We start from the raw sequence: 19119 nt of genomic DNA, 5'->3' as shown, positions 1-19119 counted from the left end.
TTACCGCGAGACTGGCCCCTCACCTCAATCCTCTCCCCAATGGGGAGAGGAGGCGAACGCAAAGAGCCGTGTTTGAATGGCCTTGCCCCTCATCGTGTCGTAAGCTCAAAGGGACAAGACCCACCTGAAACGGATCTCATGCGCCTCGCCTTCGTCGCCAGCGAAACCAACGTAGCCCAGCAAGCGCGTCGCAAGCTCACCGAGCGTTACGGCGACGTGTCGCCCGGCGAAGCGGAAGTGATCGTGGCGCTCGGTGGTGACGGCTTCATGCTGCGTACGCTGCATGCGCATCGCGATATCGCAGCGCCCGTGTACGGCATGAAACTCGGCCGCGTGGGTTTTCTGATGAACAAGTATCGGCTCGACGAGCTGCCCGAGCGCATCGAGCGCGCGCACACGGCCGAACTGTTTCCGCTGGAAATGATCGCGACGGACGCGGACGGCCAGACGCGCAGCGCACTGGCTTTCAACGAAGTATCGTTGCTCAGGCAGACCAATCAGGCTGCGCACCTGGAAGTGAAGCTCAACGATATCGTGAAGCTGGCGACGCTGGTTTGCGACGGCATCCTGGTATCCACGCCGGCGGGTTCCACCGCGTACAACTTGTCCGCGCACGGGCCGATTCTCCCGCTCGACGCCAATGTGCTGGCGCTGACGCCGATCAGCCCGTTCCGCCCGCGCCGCTGGCGCGGCGCGATCCTTCCGCATCGCACGCGCGTGAGCCTGCGCGTGCTCGATCCGGGCAAACGTCCCATCAGCGCCACGGCCGATTTCCTTGAGGTGCGCAACGTGCGCACGGTCGACATTCGCCAGGCGCGCGAACAAGGTGTGCGCTTGCTGTTCGATCCGGAGCACAATCTGGAACAGCGTATTCTGGACGAGCAGTTTGCTGCGGACTGATCGCGTCACCGAGCGCCGCCGCATTCCTTCGGCAAGCGCTCCGCGTTGCTCTTTGCTTGATTCAACCAGGTAACCGTACCGCCATCCCATGACCCGCCCCAGCAACACCGCCCACGACCCCAGCGCCGCCACCGACAATCGGTTAGTGGTTGCCATCTCGTCTCGCGCGTTGTTCGACCTTGGCGACAGTCACGATTTGTTCGAACGCAAGGGGCTGGATGCATACCGCGAGTTTCAGATCGAGCACGAAGACGAGATCCTGAAGCCAGGGGTGGCCTTTCCGCTTGTGCAGAAATTGCTGGGTCTGAACAAGCTGGCGGGTGATGTACCGCCGGTCGAGGTGATTCTGCTCTCGCGCAACTCCGGCGACACGGGGCTGCGCATCTTCAACGCCATTCAGCACTACGGCCTGGAAATCAGCCGAGCGGCCTTCACCAGTGGCGCGCCCACGTCGGATTACGTCGCGCCCTTCAAAACGGATCTATTTCTGTCGGCGAATGCGGAAGACGTGGGGCGCGCGCTCAAGGCTGGCGTGGCTGCGGCGACCATCCTTCCTTCCAACGCGCCACCGCGTGCAAGCGAGCAACTGCGTATCGCCTTCGACGGCGACGCGGTGATTTTCGGCGACGAAGGCGAACGCGTCTCGCGCGAGGAAGGCCTGGAAGCCTTTCATCGCAGCGAAACCGAACTGGCCGAGGAACCGTTGTCGGTCGGGCCGTTTCGCGGATTTCTCTCGGCCGTGCATCGCTTGCAGGCGGCATTTCCGGCGGAGAACTCTCCCATTCGCACAGCGCTTGTCACCGCCCGCTCCGCGCCGGCGCATAAGCGCGTGATTCTGACGCTGCGGCGTTGGGGTGTTCGTATCGATGAGGCATTGTTCCTCGGCGGGCGAGACAAGGGGCCGTTCCTTGACGCCTTCGGGGCAGATATCTTTTTTGACGACTCGCCGGCCAATGTGGAATCCGCCCGCAAGCACGTCGCGACGGGACATGTCCCGCACGGCGTAAGCAACAAGTAAATCCCGGACGGATCAGGGCACGCCGTGCCCTTTGCTGGCCACCCAGATCGCATACCAATCTTCGGCTTCGAGTTTGATGTCGAGTGCGAGTACCGCTTCACGCACGCTTTCAATGCGTCCACTGCCGGTGATCGGATACGGACGGGAAGGGTGGCGCAGCACCCAGGCGAAAGCGAGCGTGGTGAGACTGACATCGTAGCGCGCAGCGATCGCGGACATTTCCGCACGCACACGCTGCGCGTGTTCGTCGGCACCGGTAAATAGACGGCCGCCGGCAAGCGGCGACCAGATCATCGGGCGCAATCCAAGTTGTTGCGCTTGATCCAGCGTGCCATCGTCCAGCGCGTTCATCTGCAGCGGCGACAGCTCCAGCTGGTTGGTCAGAAGCGGGTGATGCTGATGGAGCAGCGCGAATTGAGTGGTGCTGTGGTTGGACACGCCCCAATGCGCGACTTTTCCTTCGCGAGTCAACGTGGCGAACGTATCGGCGAGCGCGGCAGCATCCATCAGGTAATCGGGGCGATGGATCAGTACAAGGTCCAACTGGTCGGCGTGCAGGTTTCGCAGCGATTGTTCGACCTGCGCGCGAACGTAGGTCGCGCTAGTGTCGTAGTGGTTGAGGCGATAAGGCTTTTCCGCAGCGCGAAGGCGAATGCCGCACTTCGTCACCAGCTGCATGCGATCGCGCAGGCTTGGCACGGTTTTCAGCGCATCGCCGAACAGGCCCTCCGCGCGATAGCTGCCGTAGATATCCGCGAGGTCGAACGATGTGATGCCAAGTTCCAGCGCCTGCTCGATCCAGCGCGCGCGCTCCTGCACGCTGAAATTCCAGTCGGCAATGCGCCAGAGGCCGGCGACGATGGGCGAGAGTTCGAGATGATGAGCGGCTGTTAGGTCTGACATGGCGTATGAACGAGTGTCCTTAGCGTGCGGAGGCTGTCTTCTTCGAATCGTCGAGTTCGTCGGCCGACCAGCCGCCGCCCAGGTCGCCGATCAACGAGACGGTGTCCAGCAAACGTTGTTGTTGCACGCTCAGCGCGCTCTGCTGGGCGCTGAGTTGCGTGGCTTGCGCGGTTGCCGCAGTGGTGTAGTCGACGGTGCCGGCCTGGTATTCGTTGAAGGCGATTTGCGCGCCTTGCGTGGCGTCGTGGACCAGGGCGTCCTGTACCTGTGCCTGTTGGGACAGAATGCTCAGCCCGGAAAGATCGTCTTCCACATTCTGGAATCCGGTCAGCACCGAGTTGCGATAGTTGGCGACAGAGGCGTCGTATGCAGCTTTCGCCGCGGCCACTTCCCCATGGCGTTGACCGAAATCGAAGACGGTTTCATCGACGTTCGCGCCCAGCGACCAGACATGGTTGGCCAGATGCAGCAATCCCGCCAGCGGCGATTGCGAGAAGCCGTCCGCCGCGGAGAGCGTAATGTTCGGATAGTACGCGGCTACGGCAACGCCGATCGCCGCGTTCTGCGCGGCCATCTGGCGCTCGGCCACGGCAATGTCGGGGCGACGCTGCAGCAGGCTTGAAGGCACGCCGACGGGTACTGTCGGCAGCGCGGGCAAGCCGGTGCTATGCGCGATATCGAGATCTTCCGGATTCTTGCCGACCAGCACGGCTATCGCGTGAACGTACTGCGCGCGCGCGACACCGAGCGCGATCAGGCTCGACTGTGCGCTTTCCAACTGCGTGCGAGCCAGAATGACATCGGAGGGCGGTGTCGTGCCCGCCACGCCCTGATTAGATACGACGCGCAGATATTCTTTGTATTCGTCGACCGTTTTTTGCAACAGATCGGTGTCGGCATCGTTCACGCGCAGCTCGATGACGGCGGTAGCGAGAGCGACCTGCTCGGACAGTGTTGCGTTGGCGAGCGTTGCCTGGCTGGCTTGCGCGGTAGCCTTGTTTTCTTCGAGCGTGCGGCGAACCTTGCCCCACAGATCGGGCGCCCAGCTCACGTTGCCCTCCAGCGAACCGCTGGTGCTGATGGGCCGGAAATTTCCGCTGGTGCTACTGCTCTTCGCGGTGCGTTGCTTGGTGGCCGATCCGGTAACGCCGATGGTCGGGAACAACGCGCTGCGTGCGACTTGTACTTCAGCCAAGGCTTCCTGGTAGTTGGCGTAGCTCTGCCGTACCGTCTGGTTTGAAACGGCCACCATCGGCTCAAGCTGGTTGAGCAGCGGATCGTTGAAAACCGTCCACCAGTCGCCCTTGGGCGCTTCGGCCGCCGGCGCTGCTTCGCTCCAGCCGGGCAAGGGTTTGTATTGCGTGGAAACAGGCACCTGCGGCCGGTGGTAGTCGGGGCCGACCATGCAGCCGCCGAGCAAGAGTGCCAGCGTCGCAGCCAATGCGGTGTGGGAAATCTTCATGTTCATGCGCGTGCGTCCGATCGGTTCCACGGCAACGTGGCGGACCACCTGGCGAGTCGCGCGCGCAGGCGGTCGAGATAAAGGTAGATCACCGGTGTCGTGTACAACGTAAAGACCTGACTGAGGATGAGGCCGCCCATCACGGTAATACCCAGCGGCTGGCGCAGCGATGCGCCCTGGCCGATACCGATGGCCAGCGGCACGGCGCCCAATACGGCGGCCGCCGTGGTCATCATGATCGGTCGCAGACGGATGACCGCTGCATCGTGGATCGCGTTCTGCGGTTCGTAACCTTCGTCGCGCTGCAGGTGAATGGCCACGTCGATCATCATGATCGCGTTCTTCTTCACGATACCGATCAGCAGGATGATGCCGATCATCGCGATCACCGAAAACGGCGTACCGAAGATCAGCAGCGCCAACGTGGCGCCGATACCCGCCGAGGGCAGGGTGGAGAGAATGGTGAGCGGATGCACGGTGTTCTCGTAGAGCACGCCGAGCACGATGTAGACCGCGGCCAGCGCAGCCAGAATCAGCAGCGGCATGGTCGACATCGATTGCGAATACACCTGCGCGGCGCCCGCCGTGGCGCCATGGATGGACGCAGGCATGCCTATTTCCTGAGATGCCTGGTTGATGGCCGTCAGTGCGTCGCCCAGGGAACCGCCGGGAGGCAGGTTGAAAGAAAGCGTGACGGCGACCAGGCCGCCCTGATGGCTGACCTGGGTGGCGGTGTGATTGGTGATGTACGACGTCATGGCCGGGAACGGCACCAGGTTTTCCGCCGATGTGCTGTCCGCGCTGCCGCTGGAGCTGCCGCCTTTGGAATTGGAAATGGCGTTGGTGAGCTGATTGGCCTCGGCATCGGAATTCAAGGCATTGGTGGCGGTCGCTGCGCCTTGTGCAGCCGTCACGGCGGATGCCGCCGTAACGCCTTTAACGGTGCCGCCCGGCATCTGCGTCTGCTGCGTTCCCGACGCATTGCCGGCGGCGCTGCTGAAACGCATACGATCCAGCATTTGCGGGTACTGCCAGTACTTGGGTGTCACTTCCATCACCACGTAGTACTGGTTGAGCTGGTTGTAGACGGTGGACACGGTGCGCTGACCGAACGCGTCATAAAGCACGTTGTCGATCTGGTTCGGCGCAAATCCGTAACGCGCTTCCGTTCCACGGTCGAAATTGATGAAGGTCTGCAGGCCATTCTGCTGCAGGTCGGAGTTTATGTCCTGCAACTGACTTCGATATTTGCCAAGTGCGGTCACCAGCTTCGGCGCCCAGGTGAACAGCGCATTGGGGTCGTCGCTGGTCAGCGTGTACTGGTACTCGCCGGCCGATTGCCGGCCACCGATATGCAGATCTTGCGCAGCCTGCAAGAACAGCTTCGCACCCGAAACGACGTTGAGCTTGGGACGAAGGCGATCGACGACCTGTGCCGCCGAAAGCTTGCGCTCGGCAAGCGGTTTCAGTTCGATGTACACGTTGGCGGTATTGAGCGCTCTGCCGCCGGTAAAGCCGGCGACCGAAGCCACGGCCGGATCTTTCTGCGCGATCGACTGCAGCTGGGCGAGTTTCTTTTCCATTGCCTGGAAGGAGATGCTCTGGTCGGCGATGATCTGGCCTATCAGGATTCCATTGTCCTGCTCGGGGAAGAATGTCGTAGGCACCAGCTTGATCAGAAACACATTGAGCGCAATCAGGCCGACCAGCACCAGCCCCACCATCAAGGCGTTGTCGAGCACGGCGGTGAGCGAACGGGAGTAGGCGTTCTTGAAGCGATCGAACTGTTTCTCGTACCACACCGCCCAGCGTGCCTTGGAGTGCAGGGCTTTGCCCCGGCTGAGCACATAAGCCGCCATGGTCGGCGTGACGGTCAGCGAGATCAGCAGCGAGAGCAGGATCGCGACGGACAGCGTGACGGCGAATTCGTGGAACAGCAGACCGATGATGCCGGGCATCAGCAGAATCGGCAGAAACACGGCGATCAACGAGAGGCTCATCGAGATCACCGTAAAGCAGACCTCGCCGCTGCCGCGCAAGGCGGCTTCGCGCGGATCCATGCCGGCTTCGACATGGCGCACGATGTTCTCCAGCACGACCACCGCGTCGTCGACGACGAACCCGGTGCCAATGGTCAACGCCATCAGGGATAGGTTGTCCAGGCTGTAGCCCATCAGGTACATCGGCCCGAAGGTGCCGACGATGGACAACGGCAGTGCCACCGCAGGCACCAGAATGGCACGCGGCGACTGCAGGAAGATGAAGACGACGCCGATCACCAGCAGCACGGCCATGAACAGCGACCGCTCGGTATCGCCGACGGCGGCGTTCACAGATTGCGAGCGATCGACGGCGATACCGATGTGCACGTTTCGGGGCAAGGTCGCTTCGATCGAGGGCAGCACTTTACGGATCTGCGCGACGGTCTTGACGATGTTGCCACCCGGCAGCGGGAACACGATCACCAGCACCGCGGGCTGACCGTTGTAGAGACCCATGTTGCGGAGGTTTTCCGCGGAGTCTTCCACATCGGCGACATCGCGCAGCAGTACCGGAGAGCCGTTGCGGTACGCCACGATCAGGTCGCGATAAGGCGCGGCCTTGTTGATCTGGTCGTTGGACATCACTTCGTAGCGCTGTCCGTCCTGATCGATATGGCCCTTGGCGCTGTTGGCATTGGCGGCGCTGATGGCCGCGCGCACATCTTCCAGGCCGATGCCATAGCTGTTGAGCTGATCCGGCTCCAATTCGACGCGCACGGACGGCAGGGCGCTGCCGCCCAGTGTGATCTGGCCGACGCCGTCGACTTGCGACAGCTGCTGCTGGATCACCGAATCGGCGGAGTCGTAAAGCTGGGCGCGCGTCAGCGTGTGCGAGGTGAGCGCGAGCACCATGATCGGCGAATCGGCCGGGTTGTATTCGCGATAGCTCGGGTTGTTGCGCAGCGTGCTCGGCAGGTCGGCGCGGGCGGCCTGGATGGCGGCCTGCACGTCGCGCGCAGCGCCGTTGATGTCGCGGTTGAGGCCGAACTGCACCACGATCTGCGCCGAGCCGACGTAGCTCGTCGACGTCAGTTCGGTCACGTTGGCGATGGCGCCCAAACGCTTTTCAAGCGGCTCGGCGACGGTGGACGCCATGATGTCCGGGCTCGCGCCCGCCATGTTCGCTTGCACGACGATGACCGGGTAGGTGACGTTCGGCAGCGGTGCGACCGGCAAATGAAAATACGCCAGCGCACCCGACAGCAGGATGGCGATGGCCAACAAAGTGGTCGCCACCGGTCGCCTGATGAAGAGCGCCGAGATGTTCATCGTGCGTTACCGCTAGCCGTGAAGTGGCTCCCTCCCCTGCGAGCAGGGGAGGGTTGGGGTGGGGTTATGCAATCTTGCGTTGAGGCAAGTGTGAGCAACCCCCTCCCAGCCTCCCCCTGCAAGCAGGGGGAGGAGTGATACAGCGCGTGAATCAGCAACGTACTCACGGCGCACTATCTCCCGCCGCCAGCGATGGCTTGCGCTGGAAGCGCTGCGCCAGGCGATCGAAGTAGAGGTAGATCACCGGTGTCGTGAACAACGTCAGCAACTGGCTCAAGGTGAGGCCGCCGATGATCGCCAGGCCCAGCGGGCGACGCAGTTCCGAACCGGTGCCGGTGCCCAGCAGCATCGGCAAGGCGCCGAGCATGGCCGCCAGCGTGGTCATCAGGATGGGGCGGAAACGCAACAGCGATGCTTCGAAAATCGCCTCCGCAGCCGGCTTGCCGTGATCGCGTTCGGCTTCCAGCGCAAAGTCCACGATCATGATCGCGTTCTTCTTCACGATACCGATCAGCAGCACGATGCCGATGATGCCGATCACGTCCAGGTCGCTGCCCGCGACCATCAGCGCAACTAGCGCGCCGATACCGGCCGAGGGCAACGTCGAAAGAATGGTGACGGGATGGATGAAGCTCTCGTACAGCACGCCAAGCACGATGTAGACAGCGACCAGCGCGGCAATCAGCAAATAGACTTCGCTGGACAGCGAATCCTGGAATGCCTGCGCGGCACCCTGGAATGAGGATGTGATCGAGGGCGGAAGCTGCACGGCCTTCTCCGCCTGATTGATCTCATCCACCGCCTTGCTCAGCGAAGCATCCTGCGCGAGGTTGAACGAGATGGTCACCGACGGGAACTGCGCCAGGTGACTGATGACCAACGGCGACTTGGTGACCTGGATCTTGGCGATCGCACTCAGCGGTACCTGGCCGCTGCTGCTCGTCTGGCTGGGCAGATACAGTTCGCCCAGCGATTGCAGCGTCGGCAGTTTTTCCGGTTTGGCCACCAGAATCACGCGGTACTGGCTGGACTGATCGAAAATCGTCGAAACGATACGTTGTCCCAGCGCATCGTAAAGCGCATTGTCGATGGTCGCCGCCGTAATGCCGAAGCGCGCGGCAAGTTGCCGGTTGACCTCGACGTTGACGCTCAGGCCGTCGTTGTTCAGATCGCTGGTGACATCGATGATCGACTTGACCTGCTTCATGCGATCGATCAGCGCGGGCACGTACTTCTGGAACTCTTCCTGGCTTGGCCCACGCAGCACGAACTGGTACTGGTTCGGCGACACGGTGGTGTCGAGGGTGAGGTCCTGTTCCGGCTGCAGGAACAGCTTGATGCCGGGCACGCTGGACACTTCGGTCTGAATGCGGCGGGCGATTTCCGCCGCCGTTTCCGAGCGGTCGTCGCGTGCCTTGAGGTTGATCAGGAACCGGCCGTTGTTGAGTGTGGTGTTGGTGCCGTCAATGCCGACGTAGGACGTCAGATTGACCACGTCGGGGTCCTTGAGAACGGCATCGGCCAAAGCCGCTTGCCGATCCACCATCGTGGTGTAGGAGACCGAGTTGTCGGCGATGCTGATGCCCTGGATCACACCGACGTCCTGCACCGGGAACAGTCCCTTGGGAATCGTGATGTAAAGCGCAATGGTGATGATCAACGTCACGCCGAAGGTCACCAAGGTCGCCAACTGGTGATTCATCACGAAACGAAGGCCGCGTTCGTACGCCCCCAGCGTCTTGTTGAACAGGTGTTCGCTGATCTGTTCGAAGCGGCTCGGGTGCCGTTGCGCCTGGGCACGCAGAATGCGTGCGCAAAGCATCGGCACCAGGGTCAGGGACACCACACCGGAGATCACGATGGTGATGGCGAGCGTCACCGCGAACTCACTGAACAGCCGCCCGATCACGCCGCCCATGAACAACAGCGGGATCAGCACCGCGATCAGCGACACCGTCAGCGACAGAATGGTGAAGCCGATCTGGCCGGCGCCGATCAGCGCGGCATTCAGCGGCGTTTCGCCTTCCTCCAGATAGCGCACGATGTTCTCGATCATCACGATCGAGTCGTCGACCACGAAGCCGGTGGCGATGATCAAGGCCATCAGCGAGAGGTTGTCGATCGAGTAGTTGAGCTGGTACATCATGGCCAGCGTGCCGATCAACGACACCGGCACGGAAATGCTCGGAATGATCGTGGCCGGCAGGTTGCGCAGGAACACGAAGATCACCAGCACCACCAGCACGACGGCAAGCACCAACTCGAACGCGGCGTCATAGACCGAGGAGCGGATGACGCCAGTGCTGTCGGAGACGATCTCTACCTGCATGCCGGCAGGCAGCGTCGATTCGAGTTGCGGCAGTTCTTTCTTGATCTGGTCGACCGTGGCGATCACGTTCGCGCCGGGCTGGCGCTGCACGTTCAGCACGATGGACGGCGTCTTGTCGTACCACGCGCCTTGTTCGGTATCCTCGGCGGCCTGCGTGACGCGCGCTACGTCGCGCAAGTACACCGGCGCGCCGTTTTGATACGAGATCACCGTGTTGAGGTAATCCTGCGGATCCTGGATCTGGTCGTTGCCGTTGATGGTGTAATCGAGCTCAGGACCGTCGAAGTTGCCCTTGGGCTGGCTCACGTTGACGTTGTTGATCAACGAACGCAGGTCGTCGATGTTGAGTCCGTAAGACGCGAGCTTCTGCGGGTCGGCTTCGACGCGCACTGCCGGCACGTTGCCGCCAGCCGGCGTGACCAGGCCCACGCCCGGCACTTCCGAAATCTTGGTGCCCAGGCGGTTGTTGGCCACGTCCTGCAACTGGGGCAGCGACATGGACTTGGATGTCACCGCCAGCGTCAGGATTGGCTGGTCGGCCGGATTCACCTTCGCGTAAGTGGGCGGCGCGGGAAGGCCGCTGGGCAGCAGGCTGTTGGCGGCATTGATCGCCTCCTGGACGTTCTGCTCGGCCACGTCGAGATTCAGCGACAGATCGAATTGCAGCGTGATGATGGATGCGCCCGCGGAGCTGCTGGACGTCATCTGCTGCAGGCCGGGAATTTCACCCAGCTGTACTTCCAGCGGCGCGGTGACGGTGGTGGCCATCACCGTGGGGCTCGCGCCCGGATAGAACGTGCGGATCTGGATCGTCGGATAGTCGACGTCGGGCAGGGACGACACCGGCAGGAAACGCATCGCGACCAGGCCCACCAGCACAAGGGCGATCATCAGCAGCGATGTAGCCACCGGCCTGAGTACGAACAGGCGGGAAATATTCATCGGATCGTGCGTCCGCTACTCACGACTGCGAGGTGGAGGCAGCGTGATTCCGCTTCCCACCCTTGCGTGGCGTGTCTGCCGCGGACGACGCCGATGCAGGAGCACCTTCCGCATCCGCCGATTTGGCCTGCGCCATCTTGATCTTCGCGCCGTCGCTCAAGCGGTCCATGCCGTCGGTCACCACGACCTGACCGGCCGAAAGCCCCGAGAGGATGACGGTGTTCTTGCCGTCGCTCGGCCCCGGCGTCACCTTGTGCACCGAGACGGTGTCGTCGGCATTCACCAGATAGACGTAATTGCCCGGCGCGCCCGTTTGCACGGCCGGCGTGGGCACCAGCACGGCTTGTTGAAGCGTATCCACGAGCAGGCGGACGTTGACGAATTCGTTCGGATACAGGGCTTCGTCGTCGTTGGGGAAGGTGGCACGCAGCGTGACGGTGCCCGTGCTGGTGGCCATCTGGTTGCTGATGGCGTACAGCGCGCCCGTGGCGAGCTGCTTGGTGTTGTCGCTGTTGTAGACCGTGACGGCCAGCTTCGCCCCGGAATTGAAGCGCTGCAGTACCTGGCCGAGCGAATTTTGCGGCACGGTGAACTGCACCGTGGTCGGCTTCATGGTGGTGATCACCACAATGCCCGGCGAGCTCGACTGCGTGACGTAGTTGCCCGGATCGACCAGGCGCAGGCCCACGCGACCGTCCACCGGTGCCGTGATGTGGCAATACGCCAGGTCGAGTTCGAATTGCGCGATGTTCGCCTTGTCGGCCTTTACCGCAGCCTCGTCCTGCTCCACGGTGAATTTCTGGTCGACATAGGTCTGTTCGGCGATCGACTTCTGTTCGTGCAATTGCGTGTAGCGGGCGAGGTCGGCGCGTGCCAGGTCGAGGCTGGCCTGATCCTTGGCCAGTTGGGCCTCTGCCTGTTCTTTGCTGATCTCGTATTGGCGCGGATCGATCTGGGCGAGGAACTGGCCCTTCTTCACGTCCTGGCCTTCCTGATAGCCCACTTCCGTGAGATAGCCGCTCAATTGTGGCAGCACGGTGACGGTGGCGATGGGGCTTACGGTGCCCAGTTCGTTCAAGATTTCCGGCATGCTGCCCAAGGTCGCGGCCCCGGTGCTCACCACCTGCGGCGGGTTGCCCATCTTGGCGGGCTTGGCATTGAAGAGATGAACCACGATAAGGACGATGGCCGCCACGATGACCACGGCGGCGATCACCTTGCCGCGCTTCTTGCGAACATTTGCTGTTGCTCGCGGGGTATTGGCACTCATAACCATCTCCGGCTGTTCATCCTTCAGTTTATCAAGAGCGCCTTCATCTCGAAAAAACGCTGATTGGGCGGCACAAATGGCTGTCTAAAAGGCACTTTGAAGGCGGTGGAGATAGGCGGCCGCCAAGTGGCCGTTGCCAGTCCGTCGATCAGATTTTCGTAGAGGAATGACTCACGTTTTGCGTTCACATGGCTTCGCTCGCAGGTGCACAGTCTGGCAGTGCGCAGGCGAGCGGTCTGTGGATTCGGGAGCACCGGGGGAGGTGCGATGTGAACCCGGGGAATTTCAGGCTCTTGGCAAACAACGGCACTGATCTTGCCGTATCACGCTTATCGATGCCTTAAGGGGATTTTTCGGTGCATGGACGCTGCATGTTAAGGATCTCGCCGGGGTCGGGCGTGGTGCAGGAGTCATGTAAACGCATTTCGTACTAGTACGTTGACGCGCCGATGCACCTGGCCTACCCGGACAACAGGGTGGCAACACGTGGCCATCACACCATTTTGGCCCGCTTCCACCAAGGGGTCACCTTCTCTTCACGCACCAGCGTGAATAGACCCGCGCCGAGAATCATCACGATGCCGATCAGCATCGGCCAGTCGAGGTGGTCGCCGAACAGCCAGTAGCCGAAGCCGATGGCCCACAGCATCTGGCTGTATTGCGTGGGAGCCACGCGATTGGCATGGGCAATCAGCGTCGCGTACATCAACAGCACGCCTGCCAGCGCGGCAAGCAGGCCGTATCCCGCAAGCAGTCCCCATTCATGCCAATTCGGCCAGATGAAACGGGGGATCATCAGCATCCCGCCGGCAATGAGTGGCCCCACAACTCCCGCGCCGTAGAGGCTGATGCGTTTCTCGTGGGGGCCTGCCATGCGTAGTGCGATCACCGAGGCCGCGGCAAAAAGGCCGCAGATGAGTGCCGCCAAATGGCCCGCGCCAAGCGAGCGGAAGCCCGGGCGCAATACCACCAGCACGCCGGCAAAGCCGACGAATACGGCGGACCATCGCCGCCAACCGACGTGCTCCTTGAGAAAGAGTACCGACAGCAGCGTTACAAATATCGGCATCAGGAAGATCAGCGTGAACACCTCGGCCATCGGCAACAAGGTAAAAGCCGTTACCGAGGCGATATTGCCGACTGCGCCGGCCACGGCTCGGACCCACCATAGCGATGGACGGCGCGCCGTAACCACGTCTCGCCATTTGTCGCCAGGCGACATCATGAAGGGCAGCGCCGCGAGTCCGAACACCGCGCCAAAAAAAACCGACTCATAAGGCGGTACGGAGCCATGCAGGGATTTCACAAAGGCGTCGCTGATTGCGTAGGCCGCAAAGCTGGCAAAGCCAAGAAGTACACCTTTGATCATGCGGGTTCCGAGGAGCGGTATGGGGCTTGGTGGGTGGCGGCGCGATGAACGCGTGGCTGTCGTCATGCCACTCGATGGAATCGCCCTGCAGCAAGTCACTCATTGACAGAGAGGTGCGAGCCGAGGGTCGTACTAGGTATCAGGATGACGAAATTGTAGTCGTTTGTCCTGTGTCTTGTGGGGACGCCTCTGACATGAGTCGAGTGTTCGACGAGGTACTGTTCTCAAGTACAAGTACCTGCACTCATCCGCGCCGGCCTGCACAGGTTGACTGCAAGCAGCGCCAGTGGAGTCGTACAGCGGTGGAGGCGACCTTGCGGTGTATCGATGGTCGCCATGATTGAGCTCATGCAAGGATGCAACTGTGCAAGTTTACAAGCGATTGTCGGCATGCATCGCCGGCGCATTGTTCTCTGTTCTGATGGTTTGCAGCACACCCGTTTCGGCCGTGGAAGTCACGGATAACCTGGACCTGGGCGGCGCGATACGTGCTCGCGTGGATGAAGACTCCACGCGCGGTATCCACAAGTTCGGCATCGATACGCTGATGCTGAGCGCCAAATACACCTCCGATAGCTGGATCGGCGCTGCGCGATATCGCTTCTACGGCAAGGACTATCCGTATCAGTACACCCGTCACTTCGGCGACATCAACTTCGCCGAGTACGCCTGGATCGGCTACCGGTTCGACCCGACGCAACAGGTACAAGTCGGCCTGAATCAGGTGCCGTTCGGTCTCCAGCGGCTTTACAGCGACACCTTCCTGGAAACCCTGGCCTTCACGATGGGCCTGGAAGATCTCGATGAGATCGGCGCGAAATACATCAAGGACATCGGCGACTGGAACATCCAGGCCGGTTATTACGCGCGCCCCGCGTGGCCCGGTAATGGCACGAGTCGTGGCAGCACCTACTCGACCGTGGTGACACCCGCCGATCCCTATGTCGCAGGTGGTACCGACAACATCGAGCGGGACATGTTTGTGGGGCGTCTTGCGAAAAAGGTACAGGCTGGGGAATGGAAAGGCGAGGTGGGTGTTTCACTGCTCACATCCACCTTGTACAACCGCGACACCCGCCTCGATGGGCGGCGCGATGAATTTGCGCTGCACTACATGGGGAGTCATGGCCCTTGGGGAGTAAAGCTTCAATACACCCGCCAAGTCATGTCGCCAAAAAATCCGAATGGTGCGAACCAGACGATCACCATCGGTGGTTACGACGGCACGTACAACATGGCGACAAGGGGCAACTTGTATCTGGCCAATGTGAGTTATTCCGTCCCGGGCAGTTATCTTTGGGGATGGATCACCGATGTGCATCCGTATCTCAGTTACAGCTTGTACGACAAGACCGATCCGCAATTTCGCAATACGCAGCGGTGGATCGCAGGTACATCGTTTTCCCTCAAATTTCTTTCGATTTACACCGAATGGCGTAAAGGTCGCAACGACCCTTATCTCGGTGGTAGCAGCTACGCCCAAAGCCTTGCAGCCGGTGGTATCGACCATTGGAGAGGGCAGTTTTTCATGAATGTCGCCTGGTATTTCTAAGGCGGTTCGACAGGACCGCCATGCATCGCCGTTGAATTTTCGTCGAGCCAACCGTGCGGTGTTGCCTTCGGAATGCGATGGGCGTTGATGTCGTTCAATGAATGAGGAGTGTGAATGCGCAAGGAGCGAAATTTCATCGACGGTGCTTTTGTCGACGCGGATGATAAGTCAACCATCGTCGTAAGCAATCCCGCAACCGGGGAGCGGATAGCGGAAATTGAAGCAGCCAGTACTGCGCAAGTAAGAATGGCTGTCGCAGCCGCGACACGAGCGCAGCGTGGCTGGGCACGCTTGCCGGCGATCGAGCGTGCTCAGCATTTGCGCCGATTGGCCGATGCACTGGTGGCCCATGCAAATGCCATTGGGGCGGCGCTTGCCAGGGAGTCCGGCAAGAGTCTTTCCGATGCAGTGAGTGAAGCCGTTTATGCGGCGGAAATTACGCGGTATCACGCGGAATGGGCTCGCCGTATCGAGGGCGAAGTCATTCCCAGCGACAACGCTGACGAGACCATTCTTCTTCAGCGTGAACCCATTGGTGTCGTTGCTTGCCTGATCCCGTTCAACTATCCCGTTTACACGTTGCTGCGCAAGATCGCGCCTGCATTGATCACGGGTAATGCCGTCGTCGTTCGCCCGAGCAACAACACACCTCTGAGCGCCTTCGAGATTGCTCGCGCGATCGAGCAGGTCGGCTTCCCGCCGGGTTTGGTGAACATTCTGGCGATGCGGCACGAACAGGCGGGCGAGCTGTGTACGCAGCCGGCGGTAGGGATGATCACCCTTACGGGCAGCGTCGGCGTCGGTCGATCCGTGCTTGAGTATTGCAAGGCCAACATAGCCAAGCCTTCGCTAGAGCTGGGCGGTAAAACGCCGGCGATCATCGAGCCCGATGTCGACCTGGAACAGGCCGCGAGCGCGATTGCGAGTTCCAAGACGACCCATTGCGGGCAGCTGTGCACGGCGATCGAGCGCGTCTATGTGCACGCCAGCGTGCATGACCGATTTCTGACTTTGCTGCGCGACAAGCTGGCAGCCGTCCGCATCGGCGATCGCGCCGAAGATCCGAGTCGGATGGGGCCGCTCGTCAACGACCGTGCGCGTCAGGACATTCACGCCAAGGTGCAGCGCGCGATAAACGAGGGCGCAATGCTTGAATGCGGCGGAACGATGCCTGCGGGGAGCGGCTTCTTCTATCCCGCCACGTTGCTGAGCGGCTGTCGTCAGGACATGGAGATCGTGCAGGAAGAGATCTTCGGGCCCGTATTGCCGGTACTTCGTTACGACTCACTGGATGAGGCGCTGCAGATGGCCAACGATCATCAATTCGGCCTCTCTTCCGTGCTGTACACCGAGTGCTATCGCACTGCGCTGAAAGTTGCCAACCGCATCGAGGCAGGCGAGATCTACGTGAATCGCACGCCGGCGGATCCCTATCAAGGATTTCACGCGGGCTGGAAACGCTCCGGTCTGGGTGGCGACGACGGCAAGCACGGCATGCTCGAGTTCACCCAAACCCGTCTTGTCGTAATGAGGTACTGAATCGTATGGACATGAAAGCAACAGAGGCAATGCAGGATGCATCCTCACAGCAAGGCAGCAAGTTTTATCGCTACGGGCAGCTTGCATTGCTGGTCGTTGCGGCGGGCACCATTTATCCCGTCTTTTATCTGCGCCAGGTGTATCAAAGCAGCATGCTGGTGGCGATGGGGATCGATAACCAGCAGCTTGGATATCTGTATTCGAGCATGGGTACGGCATTCGTACTCAGTTACCTTCCCAGCGGCTGGCTGGCGGATCGTCTGCCGCCACGCTTGCTGATCACTTTCTCGTTGTTTGCCACCGGTCTTCTGGCGCTGTGGTATGCCACTCTTCCGGGCTTTGATTATTTGCCTGTGATCTTTTTCATGGGTGGCCTTACCACGGGACTTACGTTCTGGGCTCCCTTACTGAAGCGCTTGAAATCCCTGGCGGCGAAGGAGGAGCAGGGGCGTTTCTTCGGTATGCTCGATGGTGGTCGTGGAGTGATCGAGGCATCGCTCGCGACGATCGCGCTTACGCTATTTACCTATCAAACGAGCAAACAGGGCCAGTCGCTTGCGGAAGGCTTTCAGCTCGTTATCCACCTTTATGCGTACAGCTGCATCGCCCTGGCGATCCTATTTGCCTTGTTGCGCGATCCGCGCAAACCCGCCGCGGTAACGGAAACCATGCAAGTTCAGAAAGGCAATCTGCTAGCCGATCTGAATTTTTTGTGCAGGCTTCCCGAGCTGTGGCTGATGACAGCCATCGTGTTTTGCGGCTATCACTTGTTCTGGGCCACTTATAGTTTTTCCGCTTATCTGGAGCAGGGCGGCCTCGGCTTGAGCGCTGCGGCGGCTGCAACGGTGACTACCGCAAAACTATGGATGCGCCCCTTCGGCGGCATCGGTGGCGGTTTGCTGGGGGATCGGCTCACTCCTTTGCGCGTACTTATCTGTGCGCTGGTCTTGGCCACCTTGGGCATTGCCGGCTTGATCATTGCGACGATGTTTCATGGCGTTGTCCTCGCAGCCGGGCTTGTGCTGTTCATTGGCCTGATGGTGTACGCCATACGCGGTCTGTACTGGGCCATCCTTGATGTATGCAATGTGCCGGTTCGCGTTACGGGTTTGGCCATCGGCATCGTGTCCGTCATCGCCTATTCCCCAGACATCTTGTTACCGCTGATCAACGGTTGGACGACCCAGCATTTCCCCGGCGTGGTGGGGTACCAGATCTATTACTCGTACATCGTCACCATGGGCGTGCTTGGCGTGATCGCTGCGCTCATCCTCAACAAGCGCATTGCCAAAAGGAAGGCAGCATGAAGATCGTTTCGCTGGAGACCCACGTTGTTGCCGTGCCTCCGCCACACGTCGGCGGCATGTATTGGCTGTTCGTCACATTGAAGACCGACAACGGCATCGAAGGCGTCGGCGAAATCTACGCCGCCACCTTCCACCCCAAGGTGATGGTGCCGGCCATCGAAGATGCATTCGAGCGTTATCTGCTCAACCACGATCCGCATCATGTCGAGCGCTTTTTCCGCCAAGCCTATTCGAGCGGCTTCACGCAACGTCCGGATCTCACCATGATGGGTATCGTCAGCGGGCTTGAAATGGCCTGTTGGGACATCATCGGCAAAGCCGCCAACAAGCCTGTGTACGAATTGTTGGGCGGTCTGGTGCACGAGCGTTTGCGCTCGTATACCTATCTCTATCCCGTGAATAGCAAGGGCGAGTACGACTACAGCGACCCCGATCTTGCAGCCGAATGCGCGTTGCAAAACATGGAGTTGGGTTTCACTGCCGTGAAGTTCGATCCCGCCGGGCCGTACACCGCGTATTCCGGCCATCAGGTATCGCTGGATGTGCTCGAGCGCTGCGAGACGTTCTGCCGCAAGATTCGCGAAGCTGTCGGAAATCGCTGCGATCTGCTGTTTGGCACGCACGGGCAAATGGTGCCTTCATCGGCTATCCGTCTTGCCAAACGGTTGGAGAAATACGACCCGCTGTGGTTCGAGGAACCCGTTCCGCCTGGACAGGAAGAGGCCATGGGCCAGGTGGCCGCGAAAACCTCCATTCCTATCGCCACCGGCGAGCGCCTCACCACCAAGTACGAGTATTTCAAACTGCTCCAAGCGGGCGGCGCGGCGATCCTGCAGATGAATGTGGGGCGTTGTGGTGGTTTGCTGGAAGCGAAAAAGATCGCGAGCATGGCCGAGGTGTACTACGCGCAGATTGCGCCGCACCTCTATAACGGTCCTATCGGCGCGGCGGCGAGCTTCCAGCTTGCGGCATGCTCGCCCAATTTCCTGATCCAGGAAAGCATCGGAACGTGGGGCGGCTTTCATGCGGAGGTCTTGAAGAAGCCGCTGCAATGGGAGGACGGCTACATCATTCCATCGAAAGAGCCCGGCCTCGGCGTGGAGCTGAACATGGACGTCGTACGCAAACATTCGCCGTATACCGGCGAGCGCCTGCATTTGCAGATGGCACCAGTGCCGGCCGACGTGAAAGACCACTCACCGGCAAAAGGCTGACAT

General features: G+C 60.7%; 12 protein-coding genes. 6 read left to right on the top strand and 6 right to left on the bottom strand.

Features of this window, described 5'->3' with window-relative positions:
* The first annotated feature begins 138 nt into the window (after nucleotides 1–138).
* Nucleotides 139–900 carry an NAD kinase gene (locus DWU99_RS17980; protein WP_115479471.1) on the top strand — a complete coding sequence of 254 codons (762 nt, stop codon included), beginning with the start codon at nucleotides 139–141 and terminating at the stop codon, nucleotides 898–900.
* A gap of 88 nt (nucleotides 901–988) precedes the next feature.
* On the top strand, nucleotides 989–1918 hold the full coding sequence (locus tag DWU99_RS17975) for a 5'-nucleotidase (RefSeq protein WP_115479470.1): 930 nt from the start codon (nucleotides 989–991) through the stop codon (nucleotides 1916–1918).
* Nucleotides 1919–1930: 12 nt separating this feature from the next.
* Here the strand turns inward: DWU99_RS17975 and DWU99_RS17970 are convergent, their stop codons facing one another.
* The 6 genes from DWU99_RS17970 to DWU99_RS17945 form a co-directional block, all read right to left on the bottom strand.
* Entirely contained in the window at nucleotides 1931–2821 is an 891-nt protein-coding gene (locus DWU99_RS17970; RefSeq protein WP_115479469.1) for an aldo/keto reductase, read from the bottom strand.
* Nucleotides 2822–2840: 19 nt separating this feature from the next.
* Nucleotides 2841–4289, bottom strand: a complete 1449-nt coding sequence (locus tag DWU99_RS17965) for an efflux transporter outer membrane subunit (protein WP_115479595.1) — start codon at nucleotides 4287–4289, stop codon at nucleotides 2841–2843.
* Complete coding sequence (locus DWU99_RS17960) at nucleotides 4286–7594, bottom strand: efflux RND transporter permease subunit (protein WP_115479468.1); 3309 nt, start codon at nucleotides 7592–7594, stop codon at nucleotides 4286–4288. The genes DWU99_RS17965 and DWU99_RS17960 overlap by 4 nt, the downstream gene beginning before the upstream one ends.
* Before the next feature lie 163 nt (nucleotides 7595–7757).
* Nucleotides 7758–10865, bottom strand: a complete 3108-nt coding sequence (locus DWU99_RS17955) for an efflux RND transporter permease subunit (protein ID WP_115479467.1) — start codon at nucleotides 10863–10865, stop codon at nucleotides 7758–7760.
* Between the two features lie 19 nt (nucleotides 10866–10884).
* Nucleotides 10885–12135, bottom strand: a complete 1251-nt coding sequence (locus DWU99_RS17950) for an efflux RND transporter periplasmic adaptor subunit (RefSeq protein WP_115479466.1) — start codon at nucleotides 12133–12135, stop codon at nucleotides 10885–10887.
* Between the two features lie 493 nt (nucleotides 12136–12628).
* The gene (locus DWU99_RS17945; RefSeq protein WP_115479465.1) at nucleotides 12629–13504 is read right to left on the bottom strand and encodes a DMT family transporter; all 876 of its coding nucleotides are present in this window, start codon (nucleotides 13502–13504) and stop codon (nucleotides 12629–12631) included.
* A gap of 364 nt (nucleotides 13505–13868) precedes the next feature.
* Here DWU99_RS17945 and DWU99_RS17940 point away from each other — a divergent pair, with 364 nt between their 5' ends.
* The 4 genes from DWU99_RS17940 to DWU99_RS17925 all read left to right on the top strand — a co-directional run bounded on the left by DWU99_RS17940 (nucleotide 13869) and on the right by DWU99_RS17925 (nucleotide 19116).
* The gene (locus DWU99_RS17940; protein ID WP_199535856.1) at nucleotides 13869–15056 is read left to right on the top strand and encodes a porin; all 1188 of its coding nucleotides are present in this window, start codon (nucleotides 13869–13871) and stop codon (nucleotides 15054–15056) included.
* A 114-nt stretch (nucleotides 15057–15170) separates the two neighbouring features.
* Entirely contained in the window at nucleotides 15171–16595 is a 1425-nt protein-coding gene (gene aldA / locus DWU99_RS17935; protein WP_115479464.1) for an aldehyde dehydrogenase, read from the top strand.
* A gap of 11 nt (nucleotides 16596–16606) precedes the next feature.
* A complete protein-coding gene (locus DWU99_RS17930; protein ID WP_199535855.1) occupies nucleotides 16607–17902 on the top strand; it encodes an MFS transporter in 1296 nt (431 codons plus the stop codon).
* A complete protein-coding gene (locus DWU99_RS17925) occupies nucleotides 17899–19116 on the top strand; it encodes a mandelate racemase/muconate lactonizing enzyme family protein (protein ID WP_115479462.1) in 1218 nt (405 codons plus the stop codon). The genes DWU99_RS17930 and DWU99_RS17925 overlap by 4 nt, the downstream gene beginning before the upstream one ends.
* The last annotated feature ends 3 nt before the right edge of the window (nucleotides 19117–19119 follow it).

Source organism: Dyella psychrodurans (genome assembly GCF_003363265.1).
Taxonomy (GTDB): Bacteria; Pseudomonadota; Gammaproteobacteria; order Xanthomonadales; family Rhodanobacteraceae; genus Dyella_B; species Dyella_B psychrodurans.
The sequence above is the reverse complement of the archived record's forward strand: the minus strand, read 5'-3'. Positions and strand labels throughout refer to the sequence as shown.